Raw genomic sequence first — 25,776 nt, 5'->3', positions numbered from 1 at the left:
GGATAGCGCATTCTTTAGCGCACCCGACACCTGTGGCGAAGGAGCTTGCTCTCGCTGGGGTGCAGAGCAGCCGAAAAAACAGTGGGCTCACCCTGTTTGCCAGCGCTGCGCACCGGAGCGGGAGCAAGCGCCCTCGCCACAGAGTCTCGACTGTCCTTAGGCCAGCAGTTTTTCCAGCTGCGCCGTGGTGTCGACCGCGCCCATGGTCCGGGCGGCATCCAGGGCGGTGATGCCATTGGCATCCTTGGCTTTCGGATCGGCGCCTTTGCCGATCAGGTAATCAACGATTTCAACACGGTTGAACATCGCGGCCATCATCAGCGCAGTCCGGCCATCAAAGGACGAACCTTCAATCTCGGCACCCGCCTCGACCAACGCCTTGACCACCGCCAGATCGCCCTTGAACGCCGCACCGGCAATCGGGCTCTGGCCGTTGCCATTGCGCAGTTCTGGATCGGCCTTGTGTTTCAGCAGCACCTGCACTGCCTCGATATGGCCGTAGTAACTGGCCAGCATCAGCAAGGTGTCGCCCTTGCTGTTTTTCAGGTTCACCGGCAAACCCGCGCCGATCAGTCGATCAAGCATCAGCGCGTCACCTTCGCGCGCCTTGTTGAAAACCTGCTCGGTAAATTCGGCAGCTTCTTCTGGGGTCATCTGGCGGCTTTGGTCAGACATGGGCAACTCCACTTTCGGTCAATCAGAAAGGCGACAGTTTCCCGAGCGTGACGAAGCCTGTCACCCCCTTTTTCTCAAGATTACCTATAGCCAGAATCAATAGCGGTATTTGCCCTGATGAATTCCAGCCAACACTTCATCGGTGACCTGCACATAGGTATCGGTGCCGGGCAGCCAGGCAAAAACCGGATCATCGCCCGTCTGGCCGGGATCGAAGCCTTCATTTTTCAGGCGGGTTTTCTGGTACTTGAACGTACCGGTGGTTTCCATTTTCACCTTCACCCGCAGGAACAACGGTACCGCGTAGGCCGGCATGCGCTGGCGGGCAAACGTCAGCAACTCGGCGAAATCCAGGGTGGCGAGGGATTCTGCCGGGGTAATCGCAGCCATGCCGGCGCGGCCGTTGGTGTTGCGGATTTCCACGCCATAGGCCACGGCCTCGGAAATGTGCGGATGTTGCAGCAGCAGGTTTTCCACTTCGGTGGTCGAGACGTTTTCACCTTTCCAGCGATAGGTGTCGCCCAGACGATCGACAAACTGTGCATGACCGAAACCGATATTGCGCAACAGATCGCCGGTGTTGAAAAAACGATCGCCCTTGCTGAAGACATCGTGCAGCACAACCCTGGCGGTCTTCTGCGGATCGGTGTAGCCATCCAGTGGCGCTTTTTCGTCGATGCGCGCCAACAGCAGGCCCTGCTCGCCCTTGCCGACCTTGCGCATGAAACCGTCGTCGCTGCGCAGCGGTTCGCCGCTGTCATGATCGTAGGCTACCAACTCCCAGGCCATCAGCGAGAAGCCGATGGTGTTGTCGAAGTTGAGGATGTTGGTGAAGCCGATATTGCCATCGCTCGCGGCGTACAGCTCGCAGATATGCTCAACGGCGAAACGTGTCTTGAACTCGGCCCACGCCCCTGGGCGCAAGCCGTTGCCGATCATCTTGCGCACGTCGTGGCGACTGTCATCGTCGCTGGGCGGTTGATCGACCAGATAACGGCACAACTCGCCGACGTAGCCAAGGGTGGTAGCCCGATATCGGCGCACATCGTTCCAGAACTGGCTGGCGCTGAATTTGCGCCGGATCGCGAAGCCCGAAGCGCCATTGATTGCCGAGCCCCAGCACACGCAGAGGCCGGTGGCGTGGTACAGCGGCAGTGTGCAATACACCACGTCGTCGGGCTGCATGTTGAGCGCGATCATGCCGAAACTGGCCGAACTGCGCATCCAGCGCCCGTGTTTGAACACTCCGGCCTTGGGCAAACCGGTGGTGCCGGAGGTGTAGATATAGAAACACGGATCGTCGTAGAACACTTGCCGGCTGCTCGGCGGATTGACGCTGGAGGCGTCAGCACTGGCGCTGATCAGATTGACGTACCCTTCGGGCGCAATACCCGGATGGCTGTAGGTGTCCTGATCCGCGACAAACCAGGTGCGTTGCGCGGCGATTGATACCTGTGCGCGTATGGCGGCGAACGCCGGCAGCAACTCCTCGCCGACGACAATCGCCACCGGCGTCACCAGATTCACACTATGAATCAGCGTGTCGCGGGTTTGCGAGGTATTGAGCAACGCGCTGACGGCACCGACCTTGGCCAGGGCAAGAATGGTCACCAGCAATTCCGGGCGGTTGTCGATGAACACCGCCACCACGTCGCCCTTGCCAATGCCCTGCCCGCTCAGATAATCGGCGATGCGGTTGGCCCACTGGTTGACCTGGGTGTAGGTCAGCAGCACGTCGCCCTGCATTAACGCCGGGCCTTCGGGATTGCGCAGGGTCGCTTGTTCGAATGTCCAGCCCAGGCCACAGCTTTGGGTCGGGTCCGTGACGTTGGCCGCCTTCATGCCCTTGACCACCCGCGGGATGGCCTTGGCGATCATTGGCAGTTTGCGGAGCATCATGCTCCAGGTAATCGTGTCGCTTGGCGCGTGACGCATGGAAGCTCCCCGTTCGGCCTTTGGCGCTGGCCGGTGTTTTTATTGTCGGGCAATCGCTTGCTCTGACCGCCGCATTCGAACGAGGGTCGAGGCTGAAAATACGTCAGCGCTTCTCGGGCTGTACACGCGGTTTTTGCAATGTTTTGTATCCGCAACCGCGAAAGAGACGGCCGTGATCCTGGTACACCCGATTGGTTCCATTGGATCGTGCAAGATCCCGCAAAATGCAGGATGCACGATGGCCATTCATGCAGATTGCACGACGCCAGGAAAATTTATTATTTATAAGCTACTGATTTATAAAGGATTTTATTTTAATAAATACTGGCACAATCACTGCAACCTCCTCTGCATGCTTGCCATTCAAGTGCATACGGAGCTGAAAGACATGAGCCTGATCCAAGAAAAATTTTCCTCGCTGTTCTCCAACTTCGAAGTCGCCACCGCGCCACGTCCCGATGGCGGGATTCTGCTGACCCTGCGCAGCAACGACGGCAAAGTGTTCAAACGCGCACTGACCTATCAGCAAATGCATAACGCCGACCAACTGTCGTGGGCCATCAGTGCCATTCGCCGCGATCTGGCGGAACAGGCCAGCGAACTGCCGCAAATTGCCATGCTGCAGAGCCAGCAGCGTTTCGCCCTGCCGACGTATCACTCGCTGTAAACATTCAAACGCATTAAACAAAACAGGCCGGGCAGCTTTCACTGCCCGGCCTGTTTTTGATTTTGTGCCATGCAAAAAACTTGTGGGAGCGCTGCGTGCTCAGAAGGCTTCTGGTTCGATGCCGGTGAAGCTGTCGACCGAGACGTATCCTTCCAGCTCCCCTCCCTCACGGGCCAGGCCGCAGGTCTGCAAACCGGCCGCTTGAGCAGCGTCGAGCTCCTGGACGATGTCAGACAGGAACAGAATCTCCCCCGGTTCAACGCCAATCGCCTGTTGAATATTCGTGTAGGACTGCGCCTCGCGCTTGGGCCCCGAGGTGGTGTCGAAGTAGCCACTGAACAGCGGCGTGAGGTCGCCCGCCTCCGAGCAGCCGAAAATCAGTTTCTGCGCCAGGACCGAGCCGGACGAATACACGAACAGTTGATAGCCCGCCGCGTGCCATCGTTGAAGTGCTTCAACGGCATCCGGGTAAACGTGGCCCTTCAACTGCCCGGCCTGATAACCCTGCGCCCAGACCATGCCCTGCAACGCTTTGAGTGGCGTAGCCTTGCGGTCTTCGGCGATCCAGCTCAAGAGAATTTCAATCACCCGTTCAACATCGGCCTGTGGCTCGTTGCTGTCACGGCGCACGGCGGCGATCTGCTCGGCGACATCGGCACGCCCGGCGTTCTGCCGCACAAAGTCCGGCAGGTGCCGGGCCGCGTACGGAAACAGCACGTCGAACACAAAACTCACCGCACTGGTGGTGCCTTCGATGTCGGTAAGGATGGCTTTGATCGACATCGGTTCAATCCTCCAGGCGCGGGAAGCGTCCGGCGATGTCTTCACCAGTGAAATTCGCTACCCAGCCTTCCGGGTTGTTGAACAGGCGAATCGCCACGAAATGCGGGTGCTCGCCCATGTCGAACCAATGTCGGGTACCCGCCGGCACCGAGATCAGATCGTTCTTTTCGCACAGGACGGCGTAGACGTAATCGTCGATGTGCAACGTAAACAGTCCACGGCCAGCGACGAAAAAGCGCACTTCGTCTTCGCCGTGGCGATGTTCTTCAAGGAATCTGGCGCGCAGTTCGGCTTTTTGCGGGTGATCGCTGGTGAGGCTGATCACGTCGACGGTGATGTAACCGCGCTCGGTCATCAGTTTGTCGATCTGCTCCCGATAGGCGCTGATCACTTCTTCCTCGGTCGCCCCCGGCTGGATTTTCGCCGCCGCTTGCCAGCGGTCGAAACGCACGCCCTGCTCGGCGAGCGTCGAGGCGATGTCTTCGAAATGGGTCAGCACCTTGTTCGGAAGGTCAGGGCTGGAAACGTGATAGACGGACAGGCTGCTCATGGGCAATTCCTCGGTATCGGCCTTGCCGTCCGGTTCTTGCAGACCGGTCGGGCAGTGCATTTCATCAGGCGAAGGGCTGCTTCTGGTGAAGTCAGCCTTGGCGGTTCATGACGCTGCGGGTTTTCAACTCGCATTCAAACAGGAATTCAAAGGCCTCGATCTGCCGCAGCGCGTCGCTCATCTGCGCGCCCCAGGTGTAGAGGCCGTGGCCGCGAATCAGGTAACCGACGCAATCGGGATGGGCGTCGAGCCAAGGCTGCACCTTGGCGGCGAGGCGCGCAATGTCCTGATCGTTGTCGAAAATCGGCACGCGCAGCCGGGATTCGTGGGTCGAAATGCCGCTGAAGGCTTTTTGCAGTTCGTAGTCTTCGAACTCGATGAAGTCTTGCGGCGTCAGGCGCGACAGCACGGTGGCGTTCACCGAGTGGGTGTGCAATACGGCGCCGATCTCCGCGCGCCAGCTGTAGAGCTGGGTGTGCAGCAAGGTTTCAGCGGACGGCTGTTTGCCCGGCTCCAGACTGTTGCCGGACAGATCGGTGGCCAGCACGTCGTCCAGACCCAACTGGCCCTTGTGCTTGCCGGATACGGTCAGCAAGGCTTCGCTCGGCGACAGGCGCGTCGAATAATTGCTGCTGGTGGCTGGCGACCAGCCGCGACCATAAAGAAAACGCCCGGCATCGACGATTTGCCGGGCGAGCTGTTCACGCGTAAGGCTCATGGCCTGTCCTCTTGCATTCGTATGGCAATGATAACGGCAGCAGCGAGCGCCGCGAGGCTGGCGATACTAAAGGTTAATGTCGCGCCGAGGACGTTCCAGCTGTAGCCGGAATACAACGCCCCCATTGCACCGCCGGTGCCGGCCAGCGCTGCATACAGCGCCTGGCCCTGCCCTTGCTGGCGCGCACCGAAGCTACGTTGCACGAACGCGATGGCAGCCGCATGAAAGCTGCCGAAGGTCGCCGCGTGCAACACCTGCGCGAACAACAGCACCCAGAGGAATTCGGCGAACGAACCCAGCAGCAACCAGCGCAGCGCCGCCAGCAGAAAACTCGCCAGCAGCACCCGGCGCAGGGAAAACCGCGCGAGAATCCGGCTCATGAACATGAACATCAGCACTTCGGCGACCACGCCCACGGCCCAGAGCATGCCGATCACGCCACGGCTGTAACCGAGCCGTTCAAGGTGCAGGGTCAGAAAGGTGTAATAAGGCCCATGGCTCAACTGCATCAGCGCGACGCAGCCGTAGAACGCCAGCACGCCAGGATTGCGCAGTTGCTTGAGGAAGCCCTCCCCGCTCGGGCGATTGCCTTGCGGCGGTTGCGCGTTAGGCACCCACAGGCTGCTGAGGACGATGCCGGCCATGATCAGCACCAGCGCCGCCGGGTAGATGTCGAGGCTCAGCCACTCGAACAAGCGCCCCAGCGCGACCACGGTGATGATGAAACCGATTGAACCCCACAGACGAATCTGGCTGTAGCGAGACGTCTGCCCCTGCAAGTGCGCGAGGGTGATGACTTCGAATTGTGGCAACACCGCGTGCCAGAAGAACGCATGCAGCGCCATGACCATCGCCAGCCAGGCGTAGGTCTTGCTGACGAAAATCAGCGAAAACGTCAACAGCGTGCACAGCGCGCCGAAGCGCACGATGGCCAGGCGTTTGCCGGTGTAATCGCCGAGCCAGCCCCAGATGTTCGGCGCCACGCAGCGCATCAGCATCGGGATGGCGACCAGTTCGCCGATACGTGCAGCGCTGAAACCGAGATGATCGAAGTACAGCGCCAGGAACGGCGCTGTCGAACCGAGCAAGGCGAAATAGAACAGATAGAAACTGGACAGCCGCCAGTAAGGGAGCGCCGCCACGCCGGTTATGCCGCAGCGGCTTTGAGATCACCCATCAAAGCTGACCCAGCACCGGGGTGCTCACGCGCACATCGGCGTTCTGCCCACGATGGCGCAGCAAGTGGTCCATCAGCACGATGGCCATCATGGCTTCGGCAATCGGCGTGGCACGGATACCGACGCACGGGTCGTGACGGCCCTTGGTGATCACGTCCACCGGGTTGCCGTGGATGTCGATCGAACGGCCCGGCGTGGTGATGCTCGAGGTCGGCTTCAACGCCAGATGCGCGACGATCGGCTGACCCGAGGAGATGCCGCCGAGGATGCCGCCAGCGTTGTTGCTGAGGAAACCTTCCGGGGTCAGCTCATCGCGGTGCTCGGTGCCGCGTTGGGCGACACAGGCGAAACCGGCGCCGATTTCCACGCCCTTGACCGCGTTGATGCTCATCAGCGCGTGGGCCAGTTCGGCGTCGAGGCGGTCGAAAATCGGCTCGCCGAGGCCCGGCATCACGCCTTCGGCGACCACGGTGATCTTCGCCCCCACCGAGTCCTGATCGCGGCGCAACTGGTCCATGTAGGCTTCCAGCTCTGGCACCTTGTCCGGATCCGGGCAGAAGAACGCATTCTCTTCCACCGAATCCCAGGTCTTGAACGGGATTTCGATCGGGCCGAGCTGGCTCATGTAGCCGCGAATGACGATGCCCTGGGTGGCCAGAAACTTCTTCGCAATCGCACCCGCTGCCACGCGCATCGCAGTTTCGCGCGCCGAGCTGCGGCCGCCGCCACGGTAGTCGCGTTCGCCGTACTTGTGGTGGTAGGTGTAGTCAGCGTGAGCCGGGCGGAACAGATCCTTGATCGCCGAGTAGTCCTTGGACTTCTGGTCGGTGTTACGGATCAGCAGGCCGATCGAGCAACCGGTGGTGCGCCCTTCGAACACGCCGGAGAGGATTTCGACTTCGTCGGCTTCCTGACGCTGGGTGGTGTGGCGGCTGGTGCCCGGCTTGCGACGATCGAGGTCGCGCTGCAGGTCTTCCAGCGAAATCTCCAGGCCCGGCGGGCAGCCGTCGACAATGGCGACCAACGCCGGACCATGGCTTTCGCCCGCGGTGGTGACAGTGAACAACTTGCCGTAGGTATTGCCGGACATGCAGGACGCTCCGTGAAATCAAACCCAAATTCGTGATGCGCGCCAGTATACGCAGGCTAACCGAGTAGTTCATCCTCGAACCTTAGTGGTGCTGGCGAGTCCAACTGGCACCTTGGCGAATGATGGCGTGATGATGCTGCGAGTTTTGATCTTGAGTCTTACCCTGATTACGGGCTTTGCCCACGCGACGGTCCTACAGCGCCCGGTAACTTTGGATACCGGCACAGGCGAGCTTTTCGGTTCGCTGCTGCTGCCAAAGTCCGACACGCCAGTGCCGGTTGTCCTGATTATTTCTGGCTCGGGTCCTACGGATCGTGACGGAAACAACCCCGATGGCGGACGCAATGACAGTCTCAAGCGACTGGCGTGGGTGCTGGCCAAACACAACATTGCCAGCGTGCGTTACGACAAGCGCGGCGTGGCCGCCAGCCTGGCGGCCACGCCGGATGAGCGCAATCTGTCGGTTGAGGCCTACGTCAACGATGCCGTGGCCTGGAGCCAGAAGCTGAAAAGCGATCCGCGTTTTGGTCCGCTGATTCTGCTCGGTCACAGTGAAGGCGCCCTCATCGCCACCCTCGCCGCGCCGCGCGCCGACGCGGCTGCGCTGATTTCCCTGTCCGGCAGCGCCCGGCCGGTCGATCAGGTGATCCGCGAGCAGTTGGCCCGCAGCCTGCCGCCTCCGCTGATGCTGCGCAGCAATGAACTGCTCGACAGCCTCAAGGCCGGCCACACGGATGCCAACGTGCCGGCGCCGCTGCAGCCGATTTTTCGGCCGAGCGTGCAGCCGTACCTGATTTCGCTGTTCCGGCAGGACCCGGCGAAGGCTTTTGCGCAACTGAAGATGCCGGCACTGATCGTTCAGGGCAGCAACGACATGCAGGTCGGCGTGGGCGATGCCCTGGCGTTGAAAGTCGCCAAACCCGACGCCGAGCTGGCGGTGATCGACGGCATGAACCACGTGATGCGCATCGTCCCGGCGGATATGAAGCGGCAATTGGCCTCCTACAAGGATCCGAATTTGCCACTGGCGGCGGAGCTGGGCGGCAAACTGATCGAATTTATTGACGGACTTCGCACCCGTTAAGGGCTTTTTGCCCTCTAGTCCTGCAAAAAACGGCCGATAAGCCTTTGTCGCCAGCGTACTGGCTGGCGACAAGCAGCGCTTGGACAGGATCTCGCCGTTATGACTGATACCCCGACTTCACCCGACACCACCGCTGAAAAAGACACACCGCCAGCGGTCGAGCTGCCATGGGCGGACGTCAGCGTCGAGCACCACAAGATGCTCCGCCTGGCCCCGCTGCAGACTGACCGGCACACCGGCGGCCGGCCGTTGCGCTTTGTCGAATTCGGTTACGCCGAGCGCAACAGCAAAGAACACAGCCTGATGCGCATGGCAATCAAACTGCCAAGCCAGCGTGTGCGCAAAGAACAAAACCACCTCGACGTGTGGGTCAATCACACCACCAAGCGCGTGAGCTTCGGCCCGGACAGCGGCTTGCAGATCGAGCCGTTGAACCGCGGCATCGGCCGTTTCATGGCCGCGCAAGGCATCAATTGGGCGAAAAAACGCTGGCCCACCTACACCGTTGACGGCATGGACCTGAACAATAAGGACGCGCTGAACGAAGACACCCGCCTGCGTCGCGATCACTTCCTGCGCGTGCACGGTTTCGATGTGGTGTACGCCGATGCCCAGCATTTGAAAGGCAGCATCAAGGACGCGCAGGTTGGCGATTTGCTCGGTGACTGGAACAGCGAAAAGCTGCAGATCGTCGAGATTCTTGAAGCGGCGGCGATGTTGCAACAGGCCGAGCAGAACCTCGCCGAGCAGGAAGTGAAGCTGAAGAAGCAGGAAGAGAAAGTCAGCAAGTTCAAGCGTGAAGACGCTGGTCTGCGCTTCACCATTACTTGCCTGGTGGCGTTTGCGGTGTTTCAGGCGGGATTGTTGATCTGGATTGCTACACATCGGTAACAGATCGAGACCGAGGCGTCCCCATCGCGGGCAAGCCACGCTTACACAGGTTTTGCGTCGTACCCGAATATGGCGGTACACACAAAAACCTGTGGGAGTGGGCTTGCCCGCGATGCTTTTAAGGCTTAAACGCGGGAGGCGAACAGCGCTTGATGGTCGCGGCACTGCTCCGCCGTCAGCATGAACACGCCATGCCCGCCACGCTCGAATTCGAGCCAGGCGAAGTCGACTTCCGGATACAGCGCTTCAACGTGCACCTGGCTGTTGCCCACCTCAACGATCAGCAAGCCCTTCTCGGTCAAGTGATCCGCCGCCTGCGCGAGCATCCGTCGCACCAGGTTCAGACCGTCGTCACCGCAGGCCAGGCCCAGCTCCGGTTCGTGCTGATATTCGTCCGGCATGTCAGCGAAATCTTCCGCGTCAACGTACGGCGGGTTAGACACGATCAAGTCGAAGCGCTGCCCCGGCAGACCGTCAAAACCATCGCCCTGCACGGTGTACACGCGCTCGTCGACGCCGTGACGCTCGATGTTCTGATTGGCCACTTCCAGCGCTTCGAACGACAGATCCGCCAGTACCACTTCCGCGTTCTGGAACTCGTAGGCGCAAGCAATGCCGATGCAGCCGGAGCCGGTGCACAGGTCGAGAATCCGCGCAGGTTCGTTGCCGATCCACGGCGCAAAACGGTTTTCGATCAGCTCGCCAATCGGCGAACGCGGGATCAACACGCGCTCGTCAACGATGAACGACATGCCACAGAACCAGGCCTCACCGAGGAGGTAAGCCGTCGGGATGCGCTCCTCGATACGGCGCTTGAGCAGGCGTTGCAGGTTGACCAGTTCGTCGTCTTCCAGGGCGCAGTCGAGGTAGCTGTCGGCGATTTCCCATGGCAGGTGCAAAGCTCCCAGCACAAGCTGCCGGGCTTCATCCCAGGCATTGTCGGTGCCATGGCCAAAAAACAGATCCTCCCCATGGAAGCGGCTGACGGCCCAACGGATGTGGTCGCGCAGGGTACGAAGTCGGGAAGTGATCACGGGGCAGAACTCCAGAAAAAACGACTGGCGATTCTAGCAGCCAAAACGCGCCACGACGACGCAGGAAACACAGGTGGGCGACGGTAGGAGTTTTCTGATTTTTACATCAGCTATTGAACAGAACGTGTAACTTGACAACGCTGCAGGCCAGTAACGACGGCGCCTACGATGGTAGCGATTCACAGAACCGCTCAGCCAGAGGACAATGTCGCAAAAGCCCCACCCCAAGGAGCCCCAGAATGTCCGTTCCAAAAACGATGTTTCAACTCAGCGGCCGCGGTTACGCAGCGGCCACATTGAGCCATGCCACCGTGGTCATCATTGATGCCCAGAAAGAGTATCTCAGCGGCCCGCTGGCCCTGAGCGGCATGGACGCGGCCGTCGCGAACATCAAACAACTGGTCGCTGCGGCCCGTGCAGCCGGTCGGCCGATCGTGCACGTGCGTCATCTCGGCACCGTCGGTGGCCTGTTCGACCCGCAAGGCGAGCGCGGCGAATTCATCCCCGGTCTTGAACCACAGGGTGACGAAACCATCATCGGCAAACTGTTGCCGAGCGCCTTCCACGGCACCGAACTGCTCGACCGCTTGCAGAACCTCGGCTCGCTGGACCTGATCGTCTGCGGTTTCATGAGCCACTCCAGCGTCAGCACCACCGTACGTGCGGCGAAGAACCTGGGGTTCCGCTGCACGCTGGTCGAAGACGCTTGCGCCACCCGCGACCTGCCGTTCAAGGGCCGTGTGCTCAGCGCCGCTGTGGTGCAGGAAGCGGAAATGGCGATCATGGCCGACAACTTCGCCACCCTCGCGCTGACTCAAGACCTGATCTGATCTGCGCTGATGAGCGGCTCACGGCGCCGCTCATCCACAAAAGCCTCGCATTTGCTTCAATTGCCTTAGCCTCAGGAACAACCCGGTCAACTCCCGGTCGAAGGGCCGATACCCATTGAGGAAGGTCGGAATGAAGTTATCCGATGGATTTGACGCACGCCGCTTGCGGCCCAAAGGCCAAAGCAACTGGCGTTTTCGATTTGGCGCAGCGATCGCCGCCATTCTGGCGACGTTCGGTGTGCTGCTGGCGATGGCCGGTGTCGCCAGCCTGCTGGGGCGCCCACCGGCGCTCGGCGACTTGAATGCCACGCCGATGGGTTCGGCGATCATTCTGGCGGTCGGTTTGTTGTTCCTGTATTTCGGCGTGGCGCTGTGGCGTCGTTGCCGGCGTCGCGCCCGGCAATCGCGGGAACTGAACATGTCCCCGCACCTGATGAAAAAACACGACTGATCAATGGCCTGGCTTTTTGCCGGGCCGTTTTGTTTCGACTTGGGTAAACTGGCCGCCCTTCGCGGAGGCTGACATGCAAGACGACGATTTTTCCCTGTTCAAAAGTGCGATCCAAGGCGTCAAGCCGATCAAGCACGACCGCGCCGACACCGGCAAACCCAAGGCTGACCGCGCCCAGATCGCCAAGCTGCGCCAGTCCGCCACCGTGCGCACCGACACCACTACCGTGGATGGCCTGTCCGATCAGTTCGTGATCGACGTCGGTCCTGAAGACGAGTTGATGTGGGCCCGCGACGGGGTGCAGGAAAGCCAGATGCGCAAGCTCAAGATCGGCCAGATCCCGTTCGAAGGCAGCCTCGACCTGCACGGCATGAACGTGGAAAAGGCCCGGGAAACCCTCTGGGCGTTTCTGGCAGAAGCGACAAAATTCGAAATCCGCTGCGTGCGCGTCACCCACGGCAAGGCTGTGCGGCTGGACGGCAAGCGACCGATGATCAAAAGCCACGTCAATACCTGGTTGCGTCAGCACGCGCAGGTCCTGGGTTTCTGCTCGTGTCAGGCCAGACATGGCGGTGCCGGCGCGGTATATGTGATGCTCAAACGCACCATGATGGAAGGCCGCGACGAATAATCCCGTCACACCGAACTTGCAGGGTTGTGTCCGCCACCGTACCCTTGCCCTTTGCGAAAATCCCCACAGGTAGTTTCATGTCCCTGGAACAGAATTACACCGCGATGTGTCGAGGTGTTCGGCATGTTATCAGGGGTAATAAAATCAAAGGGTTAGCTCCGAGAGCAACCTGATATTTCATACCAATACACGGTTACTGGTACGGAAATTGGTACAAGATCTGCGTCCACGAAACATCGAAAAAGCCCCCTCATCGTCAGTGACGATACGGGGGCTTTTTGTTTATCGAAGACAGATCAGTGCACCTTGTAGAAAGTTCGCTTTCGGCCAGAAGCAGTCGTACGCACAGGTATAGGTATATTTCAGGTCCCAGATTGCGGGAGCATCAACTGCCAACGGATTGGAGGGGGGCGTTTTACAAGTCGTCCCTACGACTAATCCACAATGAACAACTTCGCCCCGATCGTGGTGAATGAACGATGTCCCTCAGCATTATTGCCTACCTGATAGCTCATACCTGGCGTCAGTGAGAACTGACGACCATCTTCCAGTTCTGTATGCAACTGACCCTCCAGGCACAACAGTATGTGCCCCCTCCAACACCAGTGATCAGCCAAATATCCAGGGCTGTATTCGACCATCCGCACACGCGCTGATCCAAACTGGCAGGTACGCCAATAGGCTGTGCCTGTCTGACCGGCATGCGCCACCGGCTCTATCGTTGACCAATCGGTGGTACCAAATGGGATTGCAGTGAGATCCATTTTTGCCTCATCGATATGCAATAAATGCAGACCGTATCATTCGGGCGATGCTGCCGACAGATACAGACGGCCCGCATTTATGGGATACAGGGAGGGGGAAACTGCCTTGGGATAAAAGGGAACGGATTTGATTTCTCGACTCAAAACGTCCGCTCTTGCCGATAGCGTACGCCCACCTAAGTCTGCTTCCGGCCAAAAGCAGCCCGTGAGATACCTAAGAAATCGAGGGCGACTCACGTGGCCGATCAGGGATGGAGTATCTGGATACGGCGATGAACTGTCGGTGGTGCACCTCCAGATATAGAACCCGAGGTTTAGGGCTGAAAACGAAGAGACGCTTGCCCTGAAGATCTTGATAGGTTTCATCACTGAGAGCGCAGGCCAACTCAACAGTGAGCGTTTTGGGGTTTATCGAAATTAGATGGGCGTCGAAGAGTCGGTGGATATCGACCCTCAGTAATAGGCCGTTTAGCTCGTCATGGGACTGGTCGCCGCGATAAGGGATAATGTGAGCAGCTTCAAGCAGGGTGTCGATTCTGCATCCAGTGATGACGCACTGCCCGCCGTAGCGCTCCAACATAGCTGCCCTGAAGTTTCCTTGCCCTTGGCGCACGACTGACGCCTGTATGCGCACCGCCCGCCGATCCGTGTTCAGCAACTCCAACTCCACTGCTGGCGAGGGTATTGGTGCTCGCGCCCCCTCCAGTGGCAACGAGTCTTCCAATTCCTGTATGAGGGCATGACCCATTAACTGGCGATAGTTGGGTATGCCAAACTCTTGGGAGTTCACGGCCCTTAGGGCTGCCAGAGTCTCCGCGGCAGCCTCCAGTGAGGCGAAGCTATCTGGGCGGTTGGCCCATACCAATTTCAGCTCTGCCAATGACAGCTTGCGAATATCCCACAGGGTCAAACCGTCGGCAGACTGAATTTCAGTGAGAACCTCGGAGTCGCCCGGCACACATTTGGCAGAGCCATCAATCTGAACATCAGTTCCTGCTCCAGTCTCTGCGGCTACAAAAATAGCCACGACGTCGGGATGTTCAAGATAAGCAGTTGACCCGGCATAGAACTCATCAACGCCCTCAAGCACACGATAAAGGGCGTAAAGCTCAGCGGCGGCCTCTCTCGATCCGCATGTTTGAACACGTAAGTCCCAAGCCGAAAAAATGTCCGCTTCGGTGAAGTCCAATAGGTCGTCGACGTCCAGGGCATATAGGTGCAGGGGGGCTTCTGCAAGTTGAGGCTGTAGCTGTCGCTTGGACTGTCCGGGCGGCCCCACTTTTCGAGGTACTCGCTCCGGTAAATGAGGTATCTCGTCTTCGAATGTCGATGCCACGAGTGTGTGGCCATCATCAATCCACCTCGAATATGCCGTCAGCCATTGGAGTTCAAGATCAATATCGATGTAGCTCCAATACGCCTCGACGTACTCGAACCATCGGTTGTATCCGGTCAGGGACGGTAATCGGTGCCCTATTAGGTATTTCCTACGCTTTGCTACACCGGTAATGCGCGGGGAGGTTTTGAGCATTTGATGATCCATCACACGACTAAACGCATCCCACGGACGGGACATAACATAGAGGTGACAGTATCAATGATGACGGTTGGGCTGGATAGGAGATTGCCGATCCTCAGGGACCAAGAGTTGCTAACGTCCATTGATGGATCGTTAGCTGCCCTTCGCGACAGACAGCCATCGGCCGATTCTGTTGAAAAAGTCGGCTATGGTTTCCACGGCAGAAAAGTACGCGCTTGAGTTTGAATTCTTTACTTTGAGCATAGGATTCCGTGCTCAGATTTCGCGTAGCTGCGCGCAAAAAAGGCATTTTCAGCAGTCAGCGCGCGGGCAGTCTGGAAGGACCGACTTTTTCAACACAATCGGCCAAAAGCAGTCACTCGCAAAGCTTATATCGACCCACGGCGGACGGTCTCGACTGGCTATTTTAGCCAATACTTACCCATTTTTGAGGAGAACTATCCTGAGAGGGTGCTACCGGTGAATCGCATCTCACCTGAATGCATCGAAGATCGACGATCAGTAGTTGGAGACAGGCTACGCTGCACATCAAGAGCCAGATTTGCCAGATACCCATATCTGATGTACTGTCTGGATGAACAGTGTTTTGTGGTAAGGCGACCCCAGCATAACGAAAACCCTATGCGCCCTCGTGAACGACGAAGACATTTTGCCATCATTGGAATTAGAATCGGCGAATTTCAGGGGGGCGCAAGGCTCTAATCAGATCTCTCAGGTCGCTTAGCGCGTCTATCGATTGTGCAGATGAGAGTTTTCAGGCAGCCCTGGTGCTATTAATCATTCATGGAAGTAGGTCGCAATGCACGAGACGCTGAAGATCAAGATCGATTTTGCCAAGGAGCGACAAAGACCCGCTGAAATATTCCAGGCCATGAGCAGCTACATAGAAGCTTACCAGGCACTCGGGCAAGTTATTGCAATGAGCGTTGGCGCGGCAGATGACTTTGAACTCCGATTGGAAAATGTCGAGACGGGATCGATAGCGAGTTTGCTGAAGTCCGTTCCAGGCAGGGTAAGAACATGGGTGGAAGATGCTGTCTTTGATGCTGGGGTGAGATTAGCAGGTGAGCTTTCTGAAATCGACTCTACCAGCACTGAAGAAGAGGTAGATCTTTTGGCGGCGAAGCTGGAAGATCACTTGAGCAAGTTTGATTTTGGGCAAACCGTGGATCCTATGATCGATCGCAAAGCTTTGGCAGTCGCTTTGAGTAAGCTTTCGGAAGCCAACAAACGGTTGCTTCCAGAAGAAAGTGCTACGGCTACCCTAACGGAAGCTCACTGCGTAACTCCGATCAACACGCATTGGCGCTTCAATGCCAATCCCAAGGATATGTTTTTGGGAACAAAGGAAAGCCACATTGGTGTCGATAAACTTTATGTGAGGGCTCCGGTCAATATCGGAAAGGGCGCATGGGCTATGCTAAGTGTCAGCACTGGTAGTCGATATAATGCGAACATTTCTGATCTCGGCTGGCTAGAATGGTATCAGGATGGGTTGATAAAACCTATCGGGCCAAAAGATGTAATGGAGGCTGAAGTTGCCTACGAGATTTACACGCCGCCTGCCGGGAAAGGTAAGCCTTTCATATCCAGTGCGAAAATTAAAAGGGTAATAGACATCCACCGAGATGTGGGGCTTCAGCATGAACCCAGACCTCTCCTCTAGAGACCGCAAGGCTATTTTAGCCGAACTTATGTCCGAGTACCTTTTTATCGTGATTCCCTTCACGATGCTGGTACTCATCAAGCTGTATGCGTACACATGGCAGGAAATTGTGCTTTCAGCTGATTGGTCGCTGGGCTCTTGCATCATTTTTGGTCAGGTTGCAGTCAGAATGACGAGATCGGCCATCAAGCACCGTTCTACCGATGATAGGTTTTTGGGTTGGTATGCTTCCAAACGCTTTTTTATGGTAGCGGTGTCATTATTGTTCTATTTTGGGATGATTGCGCAGCCAACCTTGAAGCTGGGGTTTGCGCAATTTATTTTGTTCGGACTTGCCAGTTACTTTCACTTTAAAGATGGTGTGGCGGCGAGAATCCTTGAAGAGCGAATAGAAGTCTAAAAGTCTTCATAGTGAGGCATCGCTGGCACCATTTTCTTAACATGAATGGTGCCTCTGCGCATTCTTCGCAACAAGCAACGAAGGAGGAAGATGAGGCTAATAATATTCTCCCCATCTTAACCTCCTCTGATGGAAGTCGCCTGGTTTGCTATGTTTACTTATGACCGATATCTGCCGCACGAACGACGGCACTCGGCCACAAGCGGACGTTTGCGATCAGTCACTGTTGCTCGGTAGGTGCCATCGGTGATCGACTGTTTTAGACCCGGTGCAGAGCTTCGCCAATACCCGTGCCCCACCACCCAAGAAAGTATATTCGATGTTTTGTGGTAATGGGACCATAAGGCGAATTTTTCTTTCACTGAATTTAGATTGTGGACTGCATAGGTAGGCAGGACTAAAGATGATCTGATTAAAATCCATTTATGAACATGGTAAACTGCAAAGCGTTTTTATTACTTGGCTTTTATAGGGATCAATTATGTCAGAGCCTAAGCTGCACCATTATGTTCCTCGTTTTTACTTGAAGAATTTTCTAAATAATCGATCACGCTTGTACGTTTTTGACAAGACAACGGACAAGACATTTCCGACAACCGAAAACAGCGTCGCAGCTGAGAACCAGTTTTATAAACTTCCCAAACCTGTTCCTGAAGGAGTTGATCCTCTCGTCATTGAGAAAAACTTGGCGGCAATGGAGTCAAGCGCAGCAACAATAATAAATAAATTACTTTCGGATATTGACGCCGCAGAGCTTGGCGGCAGGTTGGAAATCTCTAACCAAGATCGTATTATTTTATCTGAGTTTATATCTGCACAATATTATCGAACCCTAGAATTTTATGATCTTCTACCTTTTTTACTGTCTGAGTCTAAGTCTGAGCTTGATGTGCAAGCCCTTTCGGAACAAGAAAGAAAGTTGCTGCATTTTTATTTTTTAGCGAATTCTGGCTGCATTGAAAACTTTACAAATGATCTATTTAGCTCGATCTGGATTTTTGCAAAGAACCCTAGTAGCGTCCAGCTGATGACTTCTGACCATCCGGTGAGTATAAAAAATTTTGAAAACACGATGTGGCTTAAAGGTATTGCGGGACTGAGCGATGGTGAGTATGTAGTGTACCCACTCAGCCCTAAAGTTGTTATGTACTGTAAAGAGCGTCAAAGGTGGAGCAGCTTGGAGCATTTAGATCAAACAGTATCTTTAATCGAATTGAATGAAGAAATGGTTCATCACGAGAATGCTGGCCAATGCTTTATGGCCACCAGGTTTTTGATATCGCAGAGTGATGATTTTGACGAAGTCAAAGATTTTATGCCTTCGATTGGTACGGAATTGTACTCCTCTGGAGCAACCCCAACACAAGACAAGGCGGTTCAAAGAACGCTTAAGTACAATGCGAGCCGAAAGCGAGGCACCAAACGAAACAAATAAACTTTTCCGAATTTATAACTTGTAGGATCGGAGTCTCAGCGGACAATATAATGGCCCGCACGGAGGACACTTATCGCTTGATCACGATATAAATGTGTATTCGGAAAAATGCATAGGGGGGGGGTGAAAGTCGGCTAGACCACGGCAGCGCTGATTCAAACGTGAGATAGAACCAACGGCTCCCGCCATACGGTTTGACTTCGCCTACCCTTTGATTGGTAAATTCAGGATTTCGATACTCAGCGTAGCCAGCGAAAAGTGACCGTCCGGCAGCACCCAGTTTTGCCGACTTCTGCCAGTGTTGAAGGACTGCAATGGGTTGGTTACTGCCATTCGTGACCGCCAGCTATGGGTCGTTTGCGGCCCATCGCGACAGACAGAAATCGGCCAAAAGCAGCCGCTCGGATGCGTCAATCAATACAGGTAAGCTTCCTTACTCCCTCACTTTCCCATGACTAAACTAGGTGAAACGCGTTCATCAGGAAGCCAGGAGTAATCTGTGGACAGCAAGCGAGCGATTGAACTGGGTGCAAAAATCATTGAGATACAAACGTTAATGATCGCGTACGCCACCGATGGACGAACCTCTGTTCAGCCTGCCGAATATCGAGAGCTTTATCCAGAGGTTACAATTGATCTGGAAGATGCGAAATATGCGAACCCCAACCCTCACAAATCGCTCGAAGTCTTCATGGCATTTTGCAAGCTCCAGGAAATGAGCACTTATGCGAGCAGACGCGTTTACGTGCAGGAGCTCTATGCCGACATTTTGCTCGACCTCAAACGGAGACAACGACACGCCCCATCATCTAGGAACTGGAGTAAGGCAAATGAAGCCTTGGCTGATGAATTGACGCCAATTCGTGCCCAATGGCTAAAGGCGAAGAACTTCATTTACTCAGCAACGCCTGACTTCGAAAACTCTATAAAGGAGTCAATCAGCTCGATTGAGTCAAGCCTCATGGTGTTGATGAACGAGCCCAACGGAACGCTCGGCAAGGTCATCAAGAAAGCAAATCTCGATGCAGATATTGAGCGCTTGATCACCCAAGCCTATGGGTATGCGAGTAACAAAGATTTCGTTAGGCACGGCGGTACAGTCGAGTCAGCTCTTTCAAAGGCAGAAGCAGAGTTTTTTCTTGAGTTCGCTGCAACATCTATCATCTACATTACCAACCGATCAAAAAAACATGATTCATGAATTGGATCGCTCCTGATTTCCCGGACGCCCACCTGGAAGCTACTGGCCCCTGGCGCCCCTCGTGAGCGACGACAGTCGACCAAAGAGGATTGCTGGGAACGGCTGCTCCCGGCCATAAGCAGACGTTCGTAAGGCAGCCATATGGTCGAAAATGAAAGCTACTGAACAGTCAATTTTCCATCGAATCATTTCTGATATCTTGAAGAAAGGGCGATGATTCGTAGGTACTGTTTTAGTCGGAGAGGCCTTGCTTCGACAATCCTTTCTCGAAAGTTCGCAGAAATATACATCCGCCTTATAAAGCCAGCGCTACAAGTTAACAAGAAGAGCAGTCTGTGAGGCTCGACGAGCCACCAGAAGAATACTATATCAGTCTAAATGACAATGACTCAAATCTAACAGCCAACTCAACTAATTAGACTCAAGCCATGTAAGCGAGAATCTTAATCTGGTAAAAAATCAGTGAAGTGATCGCACTCAATTTTAGGCGGAGATACCATCGGGACGATGTATCTTGTAACACCTTGAAAAGTATAAGGTCGAAAAGATGAAACGAACTCTGTAAGTACACCCCTCAGTGCAGCCCTCGCCTGAATCTTACGAGCAAGTGCCACTGGATCATCAATACTTGACCTAATATTAGTGGGATCACACACCAACCATAACGATAAGTTTTTTAAATTGTAATCCAGATCCAAAAAAATATGCTTGAAGTCCTCAATCAAAAACCGCGAAAACATGGTGTCGAATTTCTCTACAATGTCAGATTTTTTAATATGTTTGAGCGGCGATGATTTGAGTTCCGCTATATACATAAATATCTCTTCATTGTTTTTTACAATGACGACCCCATCTGGGGACTTAGGTGGAGTGGCAAAATCCTGTGTATTGTAAAAAGCGTCGGGCTTCAATACTGCTACGCGTTCATAGTCTATATCACCATCAGCACCGGTTAAGGTTTCTCCAAAAGACACCTTGATGCCTTCCTCTTCCAAACTGCCTGCACTTATTCCAAACGCCAATGGGTCTTGATTAATATGATTGATCATTTCAAAACTCGATATTGGAAAACAGTTCCATTTTTTCGTTTAAGAGTTTTTCAGAGGCGTCAACAAAATTTTGATCATCCAATCCAAATTCATTGATATCAAGTGCTAGGCCGACCGTCCCTTCATCGGTCTCCTCAAATATGTCACACTTTACATTGTCTGCTGCCAGCGTTTTAGAAATGACAATATTGCTAAGTTTATTAAATACGTAATTACTATGAGAGGTCATGATAATTTTTACACCAAAATTAGAAAGCTCGGCGTAGATTTCGGTCATTTTTATTTGATTTTCCGGATGAAGATGCGCTTCCGGCTCTTCAATTATCAAAATTGGTGCGGCTACTTTTTCTTTGAGTGAAGTTCTGGTTAGAGCTGCGGCCACTGCTTTGTCTTGCACGGACTCTGCTGAAAGTATATAGCGAATATAAGCTACGATAGGGCCGATCTCGGATACCATAGAGGACGTCGCGGACAGCTCTAAGCGCAAATCTGTATTGTCGGGAATATAGTAAAGTTTTTTAGTGTTTGACTCAAAAACAATTCTCCCCTTCAGAATATCGGCTTCAATCTTTTTTGCAATTTTTTCGTGAAAACATTCGGGATCGTAAATGTAAGTTTTTTCGTTGATCTCGGTAAGTTTCAAATAATATTCACTAAGCTGCCATGAAATCCCAGGCAATTCTATTTTCGAATTTAAGAATGTACGTTTTTTTGAAAGCTCTGCAATAATGGCACCGAAAGAGGATAACGCTTGATATAAACCTGACCTGGAGGCCGGCAGGTAATAAATGTTCGAAATATTAGCCGCGGGCACTACGATAGAAGCAAAGGCCTGAGCAATACTAGACATCCTTATTTCTTTGATGCTTTTGGTCGGATCATTGGACTTTCTATGATAAACAACAGTTTTAGCAATCTTTCGCTTCGTTTCTGCTGGCGCTACTGACAACACCTTCAAGGTGTAAGTCAGTGACGTGGTTTTAAAACCTTCACCATCATTTTCAAGAGTAAATTGTATTCCGGGAAGCTCAAAGTGTATTGCGCAGGGCGACGTCTTATTTCGCCGATTCAATATAGATTTGAACCCTGAATAAGAACTTTCAATTTTTTCGTTGAAGGCAGCAGCTATAGTCTTATCAAATGTTTCCTTTGCAGACTCTTCAAAAAACCTTTTGATATCTATATCCTGCGAGGGATCGTCTTTAAGTTTCTTCTTGTATGTTTTTTCTAAAGACTCATTAAAATTTAAGTCTGAATCTATCAGCTCAATTTGAGAAAACACATTCATCATCAACGCACGACTTTCTAAAAGCGAGCATATCGCCAAGTAATAAGCGGTCAGTGCATAGGACTTGCCGATATTATTGGTGCCAACAATTAGATGCATTGGGCGCTCTAAGTCAAATGCGAAACTTTTGACTGGGCCAAAATTTCTAATTTCAATTTTCATTACGTTCCCTGCATCGAAATTACATCATTTCTTGTATAGAAGTCTGCCATTCTTCAGATCATATCAAAAAAAACCGTAACTCGTGCCAGCTAAAGCGAATTGGACGACCATAGTAACCGGTTCCCCTCTGCTAAACGTACGGCTTCGCGAAGGATTCCTGCTGCCATCTATCGACGCGACTGTCCGCGATGCTGCTGGAGACGGACTCGATCTGCATCGAGAATGCACACCGGCTAATAGCGGACGATTGGCTTTGAGGCCTTCGCTGATTGGAAACGGTCTATCAGTTAGCCAGATGCATTCGTCGATTCCCTTTGACAAATTGACGATTCAGTCAGTACGGGCTGCATGCTGGGTGTCAATTCATATTGTGGCTCGCTTGCTCCAAAATTAGGTTTAGGATATTTACGAAGTTTTATCGCCATCTGTGCCTGAGCAAGAGATCGTAGGAGAATGAATGAGATGAACGTCAACACAGCTAAAAAATATCCAGCAATAATCCGCTGCTCTGTCAAAGACTTCTTGATGTCTTTTAAATTATCTGGGGATAATGTTTCACAGATGACCTTAACATCTTCCTTGGTCAACCCTTCAAGTTGGAGCGTTGGACAGCTGTTTTGAGTTACAGAAAAATCAGGTATATGCGATTCGAAGAAAAAGTTTGTCGCCGTAAAACCGTCAGTCCAGAAAATCACTTTCGATTCTTTTATAGTCAGGAGTACGCTTTCACTACCCAGCATGTAAGCGGTCCCAGTTGCAAGCACACCAAATGGAAGCAATAGCGCTATTACCACACTTCTTATCATTCTGATTGGTGGTTCTCCAAAAACCCATGGCAAATCGCGAATCCAACCTCGCGCGAAAGACAAGTCTCTGATGTTAATATTATGATCTCTTGTCCACTGCGCTGTAGTCAGCAAAATTTTCATCGTTGGAAAGTTAATTCCTGTGCGAAATCTGAAACCTTCAACATCCCGGACATCAGCCCAGTATGCTTTTAACGTAGAATTTTGTATTTCTCCACCACCAACCATCCTCCAAAATCTATCGTAAAGAAAGTGCGCGGATCGAGCACGAGCAATAGCCCATACAATCAACACGCATAGAATTGCTGTCGTAATCCAAGGATTTATATCTTTCAGGCTGCCTACAACGTTATCAAGCAGTTGTACTTGATTTTCAGAATCCGCCATTTATATTTCCATCACAATAAAGAACAACCGATTAGTCTAGCTTGTTCGATTCCATAGCATGGGGTTGTCTGCCACAAGCTGTTATTGAGCATATGTGCGAAAGCTAGAAAAACATATTACGCCCTTAGGCGCTAAGTTTTTGTGTAGATTAAGGTTGAAAAATCAAGATAGGGGCTTACATCACCATGAGGATACCACTCCTACACGGCAGCACACCTTTCGAGTTATAGCTTATTCTATGGCATCCGAATCAGAAGCTCCAAAAATGCGGGAATTACCCAAGAATAGATTGCCACCCACCAAATAAGGACGGAGCTTTTTAAGTCTGCGATAATAACCAAGAAGAACACGCAGTTGATGCAGAGGGTCGACATTTAGATAATCAAAACTACTTCGATAATCTTCCCACTTCATCAAGTCAAAGAAGAAGTCTACAAACTCTTTCAAGCGAATAAGAATTTCAGGAGCTAGAGTTGCCGTTATTTGCCGCTCGTCATCAAAGCCGGATATTTTGTTTTCTTTGAAATATCTATAAACGGTCGAATAATATTGCTCCAACGCTATGAAAGAACTCTCATCGAGAATCTGGCTGGCGGACGCTTCAATTCTACGAGCAAGGTTGGACAATAGATTTAGTTTGATATGCCCTGGAGACGCAAACTGAATCTCTGTTACTTTAGCCCTGTGTATAGATGGCGTTACTGAATTCAGTCCAGTGAAAAGGTGGACGGCACTGAACCCACCGGTCCAACTACCTGCAAGTTTACTCAATGCACCATGTACTGCAGGGCGATCAAGGTGCTCCAGTCCATAGTGAAATGAATAGAGTTGCTGATATATTTTAGGGACTAGTGAAAAATCATCTATATACAGCTCACCATCTAAACCCAGGAAATAAGACTCTGTAATCTCCTCAGCCAATTTTTCCGCCGCCGGAGTTGCTATTTCAGGAGTCAGATATGAGTCAGACTCAGGCAAATATGCTTCTGGTAGTTTATCCCAGCTTGTAGAAAGAAAAGCACTTCGTTTCGCGGATCCACCGGTATGAAATATAACCAACCATTCAGACTCTATATATATATCTCTTAGGGTTATCTGTTGTTCCAAATAATCTCGAAGAGATTTTCGACCTACCGGTATGATACACCAGCGATTGCGAGTCGAATTGCAATCTAGCCAAGCGTACAACAAGTCATTGCCAGACTCGCTTTTATAAAGACTTAGTAGTGGCCCCTCGAACTCAATTAAATCAGCATTCCACTGATGCTTAGATAAAGTTCGAGCATCTATTTTTTGACCCTCAATACGGAGAAAGCTCATGGGATTGCTCGCACCATTGACACGTTATTATATACGTTACCTGTCGTGTATGGATGAAAGTCAAAATGGCCATAACGATTCGCAGCGGTACAGGCCCCATCATTAGGTGTGATTAACAAATTCGCAACGTGCCCGCCAAACACTTTGCGTGCCATGCGAAAACTTTTTTGAACGCTTTGGAAAGCACTAACACTCTGGGCATACGACGTAAACATAGATAGCCCCCAGCAGGAGCACTTCTCGACTGGGTCGGTAGCCCGAAGAAAGCGAGGAGGGTTTCGAACGGCCACCGGAGCGAAACACTGCGTACTAACCGGATTTGCCACCCACCGCCATGCATCTCGTTGAATCGGAGATGTTCCTGCTGGCGGACATTGATATCCGCTCGCAGACAGCAACGCTAGCTGGGCGCTATAGGTATAAGACATAAAATCCCTTTTTATGATTTGGTGGCCTGATTCGAAGGCATTAAGCCATCATTTCACACCTGTGACATCTGCGAAACTACGCTAGCTTCGTATCATTCGATCCCCGACGAATGGCAAGCGAAAGGCAAGATTGATGCGCGCCACAAAATCCAGATGCTGCTATTGATTGACGGTAAGCTTCATCCGAATCGCCCCTGGAGTTCCTAGACATTATCCAAGCTTGCTGCTTAACGTTTCAAATTTTAGAAATGAATGAAACGCCAAAATTATGTTAGCTGCAAGTAACCGCTGTTGGTCGAAAGCTGACGGCCACGACTGACCGCTTCTGGCCGATAGCTGCCAACGGGATCGGCAGCTATCGGCCAGAAGCTGATAATAGCGACATGCAGAAATCGACCCACAGCTGCCTTTTAGATCAGTTGAGATCTTTGTCAGAGCGGGCTTACCCGCAAGGAGGCCGATTAAGCAACGCACATACTCTTCGAGCGATGTCATCTGCGCTATCGGGAATGACCACTGAAATGCCTAAATAGTGTTCAAGGTGTAGGGTGAGCGTGTGTTCATCCACCAACAGATCCCAATAACGCTGGTCCGGGCCATCGAGCCTTTCTTTCCAGGAACCGCCCAGCCCTTGCTCAATAACCCCGGCCACGTCCTCGAAAAGCTTCCAGTCGGCTTCTTCTGATACTTCAATCCTCACTATGCGTCACCTCACCACCAACATTCCTCCGATTCTGGTGGCTCCTGCGAATGGCCGCAATGGGTCGACACCTGACGGAGGAGGATGACCGCTATTGGCCCAGAGTGTGTAAA

The 25,776-nt window shown here is 53.2% G+C and carries 25 protein-coding genes; 10 read left to right on the top strand and 15 right to left on the bottom strand.

Features of this window, described 5'->3' with window-relative positions; genetic code table 11:
• Positions 1-156: 156 nt before the first annotated feature.
• Positions 157-675 carry an ankyrin repeat domain-containing protein gene (locus tag ACXX9E_RS14460; RefSeq protein WP_123467368.1) on the bottom strand — a complete coding sequence of 173 codons (519 nt, stop codon included), beginning with the start codon at positions 673-675 and terminating at the stop codon, positions 157-159.
• A gap of 96 nt (positions 676-771) precedes the next feature.
• Positions 772-2,610 (bottom strand): long-chain-acyl-CoA synthetase, encoded by a 1,839-nt coding sequence (locus ACXX9E_RS14455; RefSeq protein ID WP_458555590.1) that lies wholly within the window; start codon positions 2,608-2,610, stop codon positions 772-774.
• 388 nt (positions 2,611-2,998) lie between these two features.
• Between ACXX9E_RS14455 and ACXX9E_RS14450 the strand changes: the two genes are divergently transcribed.
• On the top strand, positions 2,999-3,277 hold the full coding sequence (locus ACXX9E_RS14450; RefSeq protein WP_123467373.1) for a DUF3509 domain-containing protein: 279 nt from the start codon (positions 2,999-3,001) through the stop codon (positions 3,275-3,277).
• Between the two features lie 99 nt (positions 3,278-3,376).
• Here the strand turns inward: ACXX9E_RS14450 and mtnC are convergent, their stop codons facing one another.
• From mtnC to aroC, 5 genes are all read right to left on the bottom strand, one after another.
• Positions 3,377-4,060, bottom strand: coding sequence for an acireductone synthase (mtnC, locus tag ACXX9E_RS14445; protein ID WP_422496009.1), 684 nt, complete (start codon positions 4,058-4,060; stop codon positions 3,377-3,379).
• 4 nt (positions 4,061-4,064) lie between these two features.
• Positions 4,065-4,610, bottom strand: coding sequence for a 1,2-dihydroxy-3-keto-5-methylthiopentene dioxygenase (locus ACXX9E_RS14440; RefSeq protein ID WP_128616530.1), 546 nt, complete (start codon positions 4,608-4,610; stop codon positions 4,065-4,067).
• Positions 4,611-4,701: 91 nt separating this feature from the next.
• On the bottom strand, positions 4,702-5,328 hold the full coding sequence (locus ACXX9E_RS14435) for a methylthioribulose 1-phosphate dehydratase (protein ID WP_123467377.1): 627 nt from the start codon (positions 5,326-5,328) through the stop codon (positions 4,702-4,704).
• A complete protein-coding gene (locus ACXX9E_RS14430) occupies positions 5,325-6,470 on the bottom strand; it encodes an MFS transporter (protein WP_458555589.1) in 1,146 nt (381 codons plus the stop codon). Before ACXX9E_RS14430 ends, ACXX9E_RS14435 begins: the two co-directional genes overlap by 4 nt.
• A gap of 34 nt (positions 6,471-6,504) precedes the next feature.
• Complete coding sequence (aroC, locus tag ACXX9E_RS14425; protein WP_064586714.1) at positions 6,505-7,596, bottom strand: chorismate synthase; 1,092 nt, start codon at positions 7,594-7,596, stop codon at positions 6,505-6,507.
• A 130-nt stretch (positions 7,597-7,726) separates the two neighbouring features.
• Here aroC and ACXX9E_RS14420 point away from each other — a divergent pair, with 130 nt between their 5' ends.
• Together ACXX9E_RS14420 and ACXX9E_RS14415 are read left to right on the top strand one after the other, a co-directional pair.
• Positions 7,727-8,680: an alpha/beta hydrolase gene (locus ACXX9E_RS14420; RefSeq protein ID WP_458555588.1), complete on the top strand. Its 954-nt coding sequence runs from the start codon at positions 7,727-7,729 to the stop codon at positions 8,678-8,680.
• A 99-nt stretch (positions 8,681-8,779) separates the two neighbouring features.
• Entirely contained in the window at positions 8,780-9,571 is a 792-nt protein-coding gene (locus ACXX9E_RS14415; protein ID WP_123467383.1) for a hypothetical protein, read from the top strand.
• A 125-nt stretch (positions 9,572-9,696) separates the two neighbouring features.
• On the opposite strand, the gene prmB is transcribed toward ACXX9E_RS14415, so the two are convergent.
• Positions 9,697-10,605, bottom strand: a complete 909-nt coding sequence (gene prmB / locus ACXX9E_RS14410) for a 50S ribosomal protein L3 N(5)-glutamine methyltransferase (protein ID WP_123467384.1) — start codon at positions 10,603-10,605, stop codon at positions 9,697-9,699.
• A gap of 239 nt (positions 10,606-10,844) precedes the next feature.
• Between prmB and ACXX9E_RS14405 the strand changes: the two genes are divergently transcribed.
• The 3 genes from ACXX9E_RS14405 (at position 10,845) to ACXX9E_RS14395 (ending at position 12,517) form a co-directional block, all read left to right on the top strand.
• Positions 10,845-11,435 (top strand): cysteine hydrolase family protein, encoded by a 591-nt coding sequence (locus ACXX9E_RS14405; RefSeq protein WP_003223193.1) that lies wholly within the window; start codon positions 10,845-10,847, stop codon positions 11,433-11,435.
• A 130-nt stretch (positions 11,436-11,565) separates the two neighbouring features.
• Entirely contained in the window at positions 11,566-11,886 is a 321-nt protein-coding gene (locus ACXX9E_RS14400) for a hypothetical protein (protein WP_340133454.1), read from the top strand.
• Positions 11,887-11,959: 73 nt separating this feature from the next.
• Positions 11,960-12,517 carry a Smr/MutS family protein gene (locus tag ACXX9E_RS14395; RefSeq protein WP_123467386.1) on the top strand — a complete coding sequence of 186 codons (558 nt, stop codon included), beginning with the start codon at positions 11,960-11,962 and terminating at the stop codon, positions 12,515-12,517.
• 434 nt (positions 12,518-12,951) lie between these two features.
• On the opposite strand, the gene ACXX9E_RS14390 is transcribed toward ACXX9E_RS14395, so the two are convergent.
• Both ACXX9E_RS14390 and ACXX9E_RS14385 read right to left on the bottom strand, forming a co-directional pair.
• Positions 12,952-13,281, bottom strand: a complete 330-nt coding sequence (locus ACXX9E_RS14390; protein WP_422496013.1) for a DHCW motif cupin fold protein — start codon at positions 13,279-13,281, stop codon at positions 12,952-12,954.
• Between the two features lie 214 nt (positions 13,282-13,495).
• Positions 13,496-14,812 (bottom strand): HNH endonuclease, encoded by a 1,317-nt coding sequence (locus tag ACXX9E_RS14385; protein ID WP_458555587.1) that lies wholly within the window; start codon positions 14,810-14,812, stop codon positions 13,496-13,498.
• Positions 14,813-15,620: 808 nt separating this feature from the next.
• On the opposite strand from ACXX9E_RS14385, the gene ACXX9E_RS14380 reads away from it, so the two are divergent.
• From ACXX9E_RS14380 to ACXX9E_RS14365, 4 genes are all read left to right on the top strand, one after another.
• Complete coding sequence (locus ACXX9E_RS14380) at positions 15,621-16,487, top strand: hypothetical protein (protein ID WP_458555586.1); 867 nt, start codon at positions 15,621-15,623, stop codon at positions 16,485-16,487.
• Positions 16,465-16,887 (top strand): hypothetical protein, encoded by a 423-nt coding sequence (locus ACXX9E_RS14375; RefSeq protein ID WP_458555585.1) that lies wholly within the window; start codon positions 16,465-16,467, stop codon positions 16,885-16,887. Before ACXX9E_RS14380 ends, ACXX9E_RS14375 begins: the two co-directional genes overlap by 23 nt.
• A 481-nt stretch (positions 16,888-17,368) precedes the next feature.
• Entirely contained in the window at positions 17,369-18,322 is a 954-nt protein-coding gene (locus ACXX9E_RS14370; RefSeq protein ID WP_458555584.1) for a DUF4238 domain-containing protein, read from the top strand.
• Between the two features lie 499 nt (positions 18,323-18,821).
• Positions 18,822-19,523, top strand: a complete 702-nt coding sequence (locus tag ACXX9E_RS14365) for a hypothetical protein (protein ID WP_134827215.1) — start codon at positions 18,822-18,824, stop codon at positions 19,521-19,523.
• 443 nt (positions 19,524-19,966) lie between these two features.
• Here ACXX9E_RS14365 and ACXX9E_RS14360 read toward each other — a convergent pair whose 3' ends face one another.
• The 5 genes from ACXX9E_RS14360 to ACXX9E_RS14340 all read right to left on the bottom strand — a co-directional run bounded on the left by ACXX9E_RS14360 (position 19,967) and on the right by ACXX9E_RS14340 (position 25,663).
• A complete protein-coding gene (locus tag ACXX9E_RS14360; protein ID WP_267795183.1) occupies positions 19,967-20,572 on the bottom strand; it encodes a hypothetical protein in 606 nt (201 codons plus the stop codon).
• Position 20,573: 1 nt separating this feature from the next.
• Positions 20,574-22,022 (bottom strand): AAA family ATPase, encoded by a 1,449-nt coding sequence (locus ACXX9E_RS14355; RefSeq protein ID WP_267795184.1) that lies wholly within the window; start codon positions 22,020-22,022, stop codon positions 20,574-20,576.
• 287 nt (positions 22,023-22,309) lie between these two features.
• Positions 22,310-23,215: a DUF6216 family protein gene (locus ACXX9E_RS14350; RefSeq protein WP_458555583.1), complete on the bottom strand. Its 906-nt coding sequence runs from the start codon at positions 23,213-23,215 to the stop codon at positions 22,310-22,312.
• A gap of 231 nt (positions 23,216-23,446) precedes the next feature.
• Positions 23,447-24,535, bottom strand: a complete 1,089-nt coding sequence (locus ACXX9E_RS14345; RefSeq protein WP_458555582.1) for a DUF6575 domain-containing protein — start codon at positions 24,533-24,535, stop codon at positions 23,447-23,449.
• 870 nt (positions 24,536-25,405) lie between these two features.
• On the bottom strand, positions 25,406-25,663 hold the full coding sequence (locus ACXX9E_RS14340) for a DUF3630 family protein (protein ID WP_225931016.1): 258 nt from the start codon (positions 25,661-25,663) through the stop codon (positions 25,406-25,408).
• Positions 25,664-25,776: the final 113 nt, after the last annotated feature.

The organism is Pseudomonas sp. GNP014 (assembly GCF_054344005.1).
Note: the sequence above shows the minus strand (reverse complement) of the source record. Positions and strands in the feature narration are given on the sequence as shown.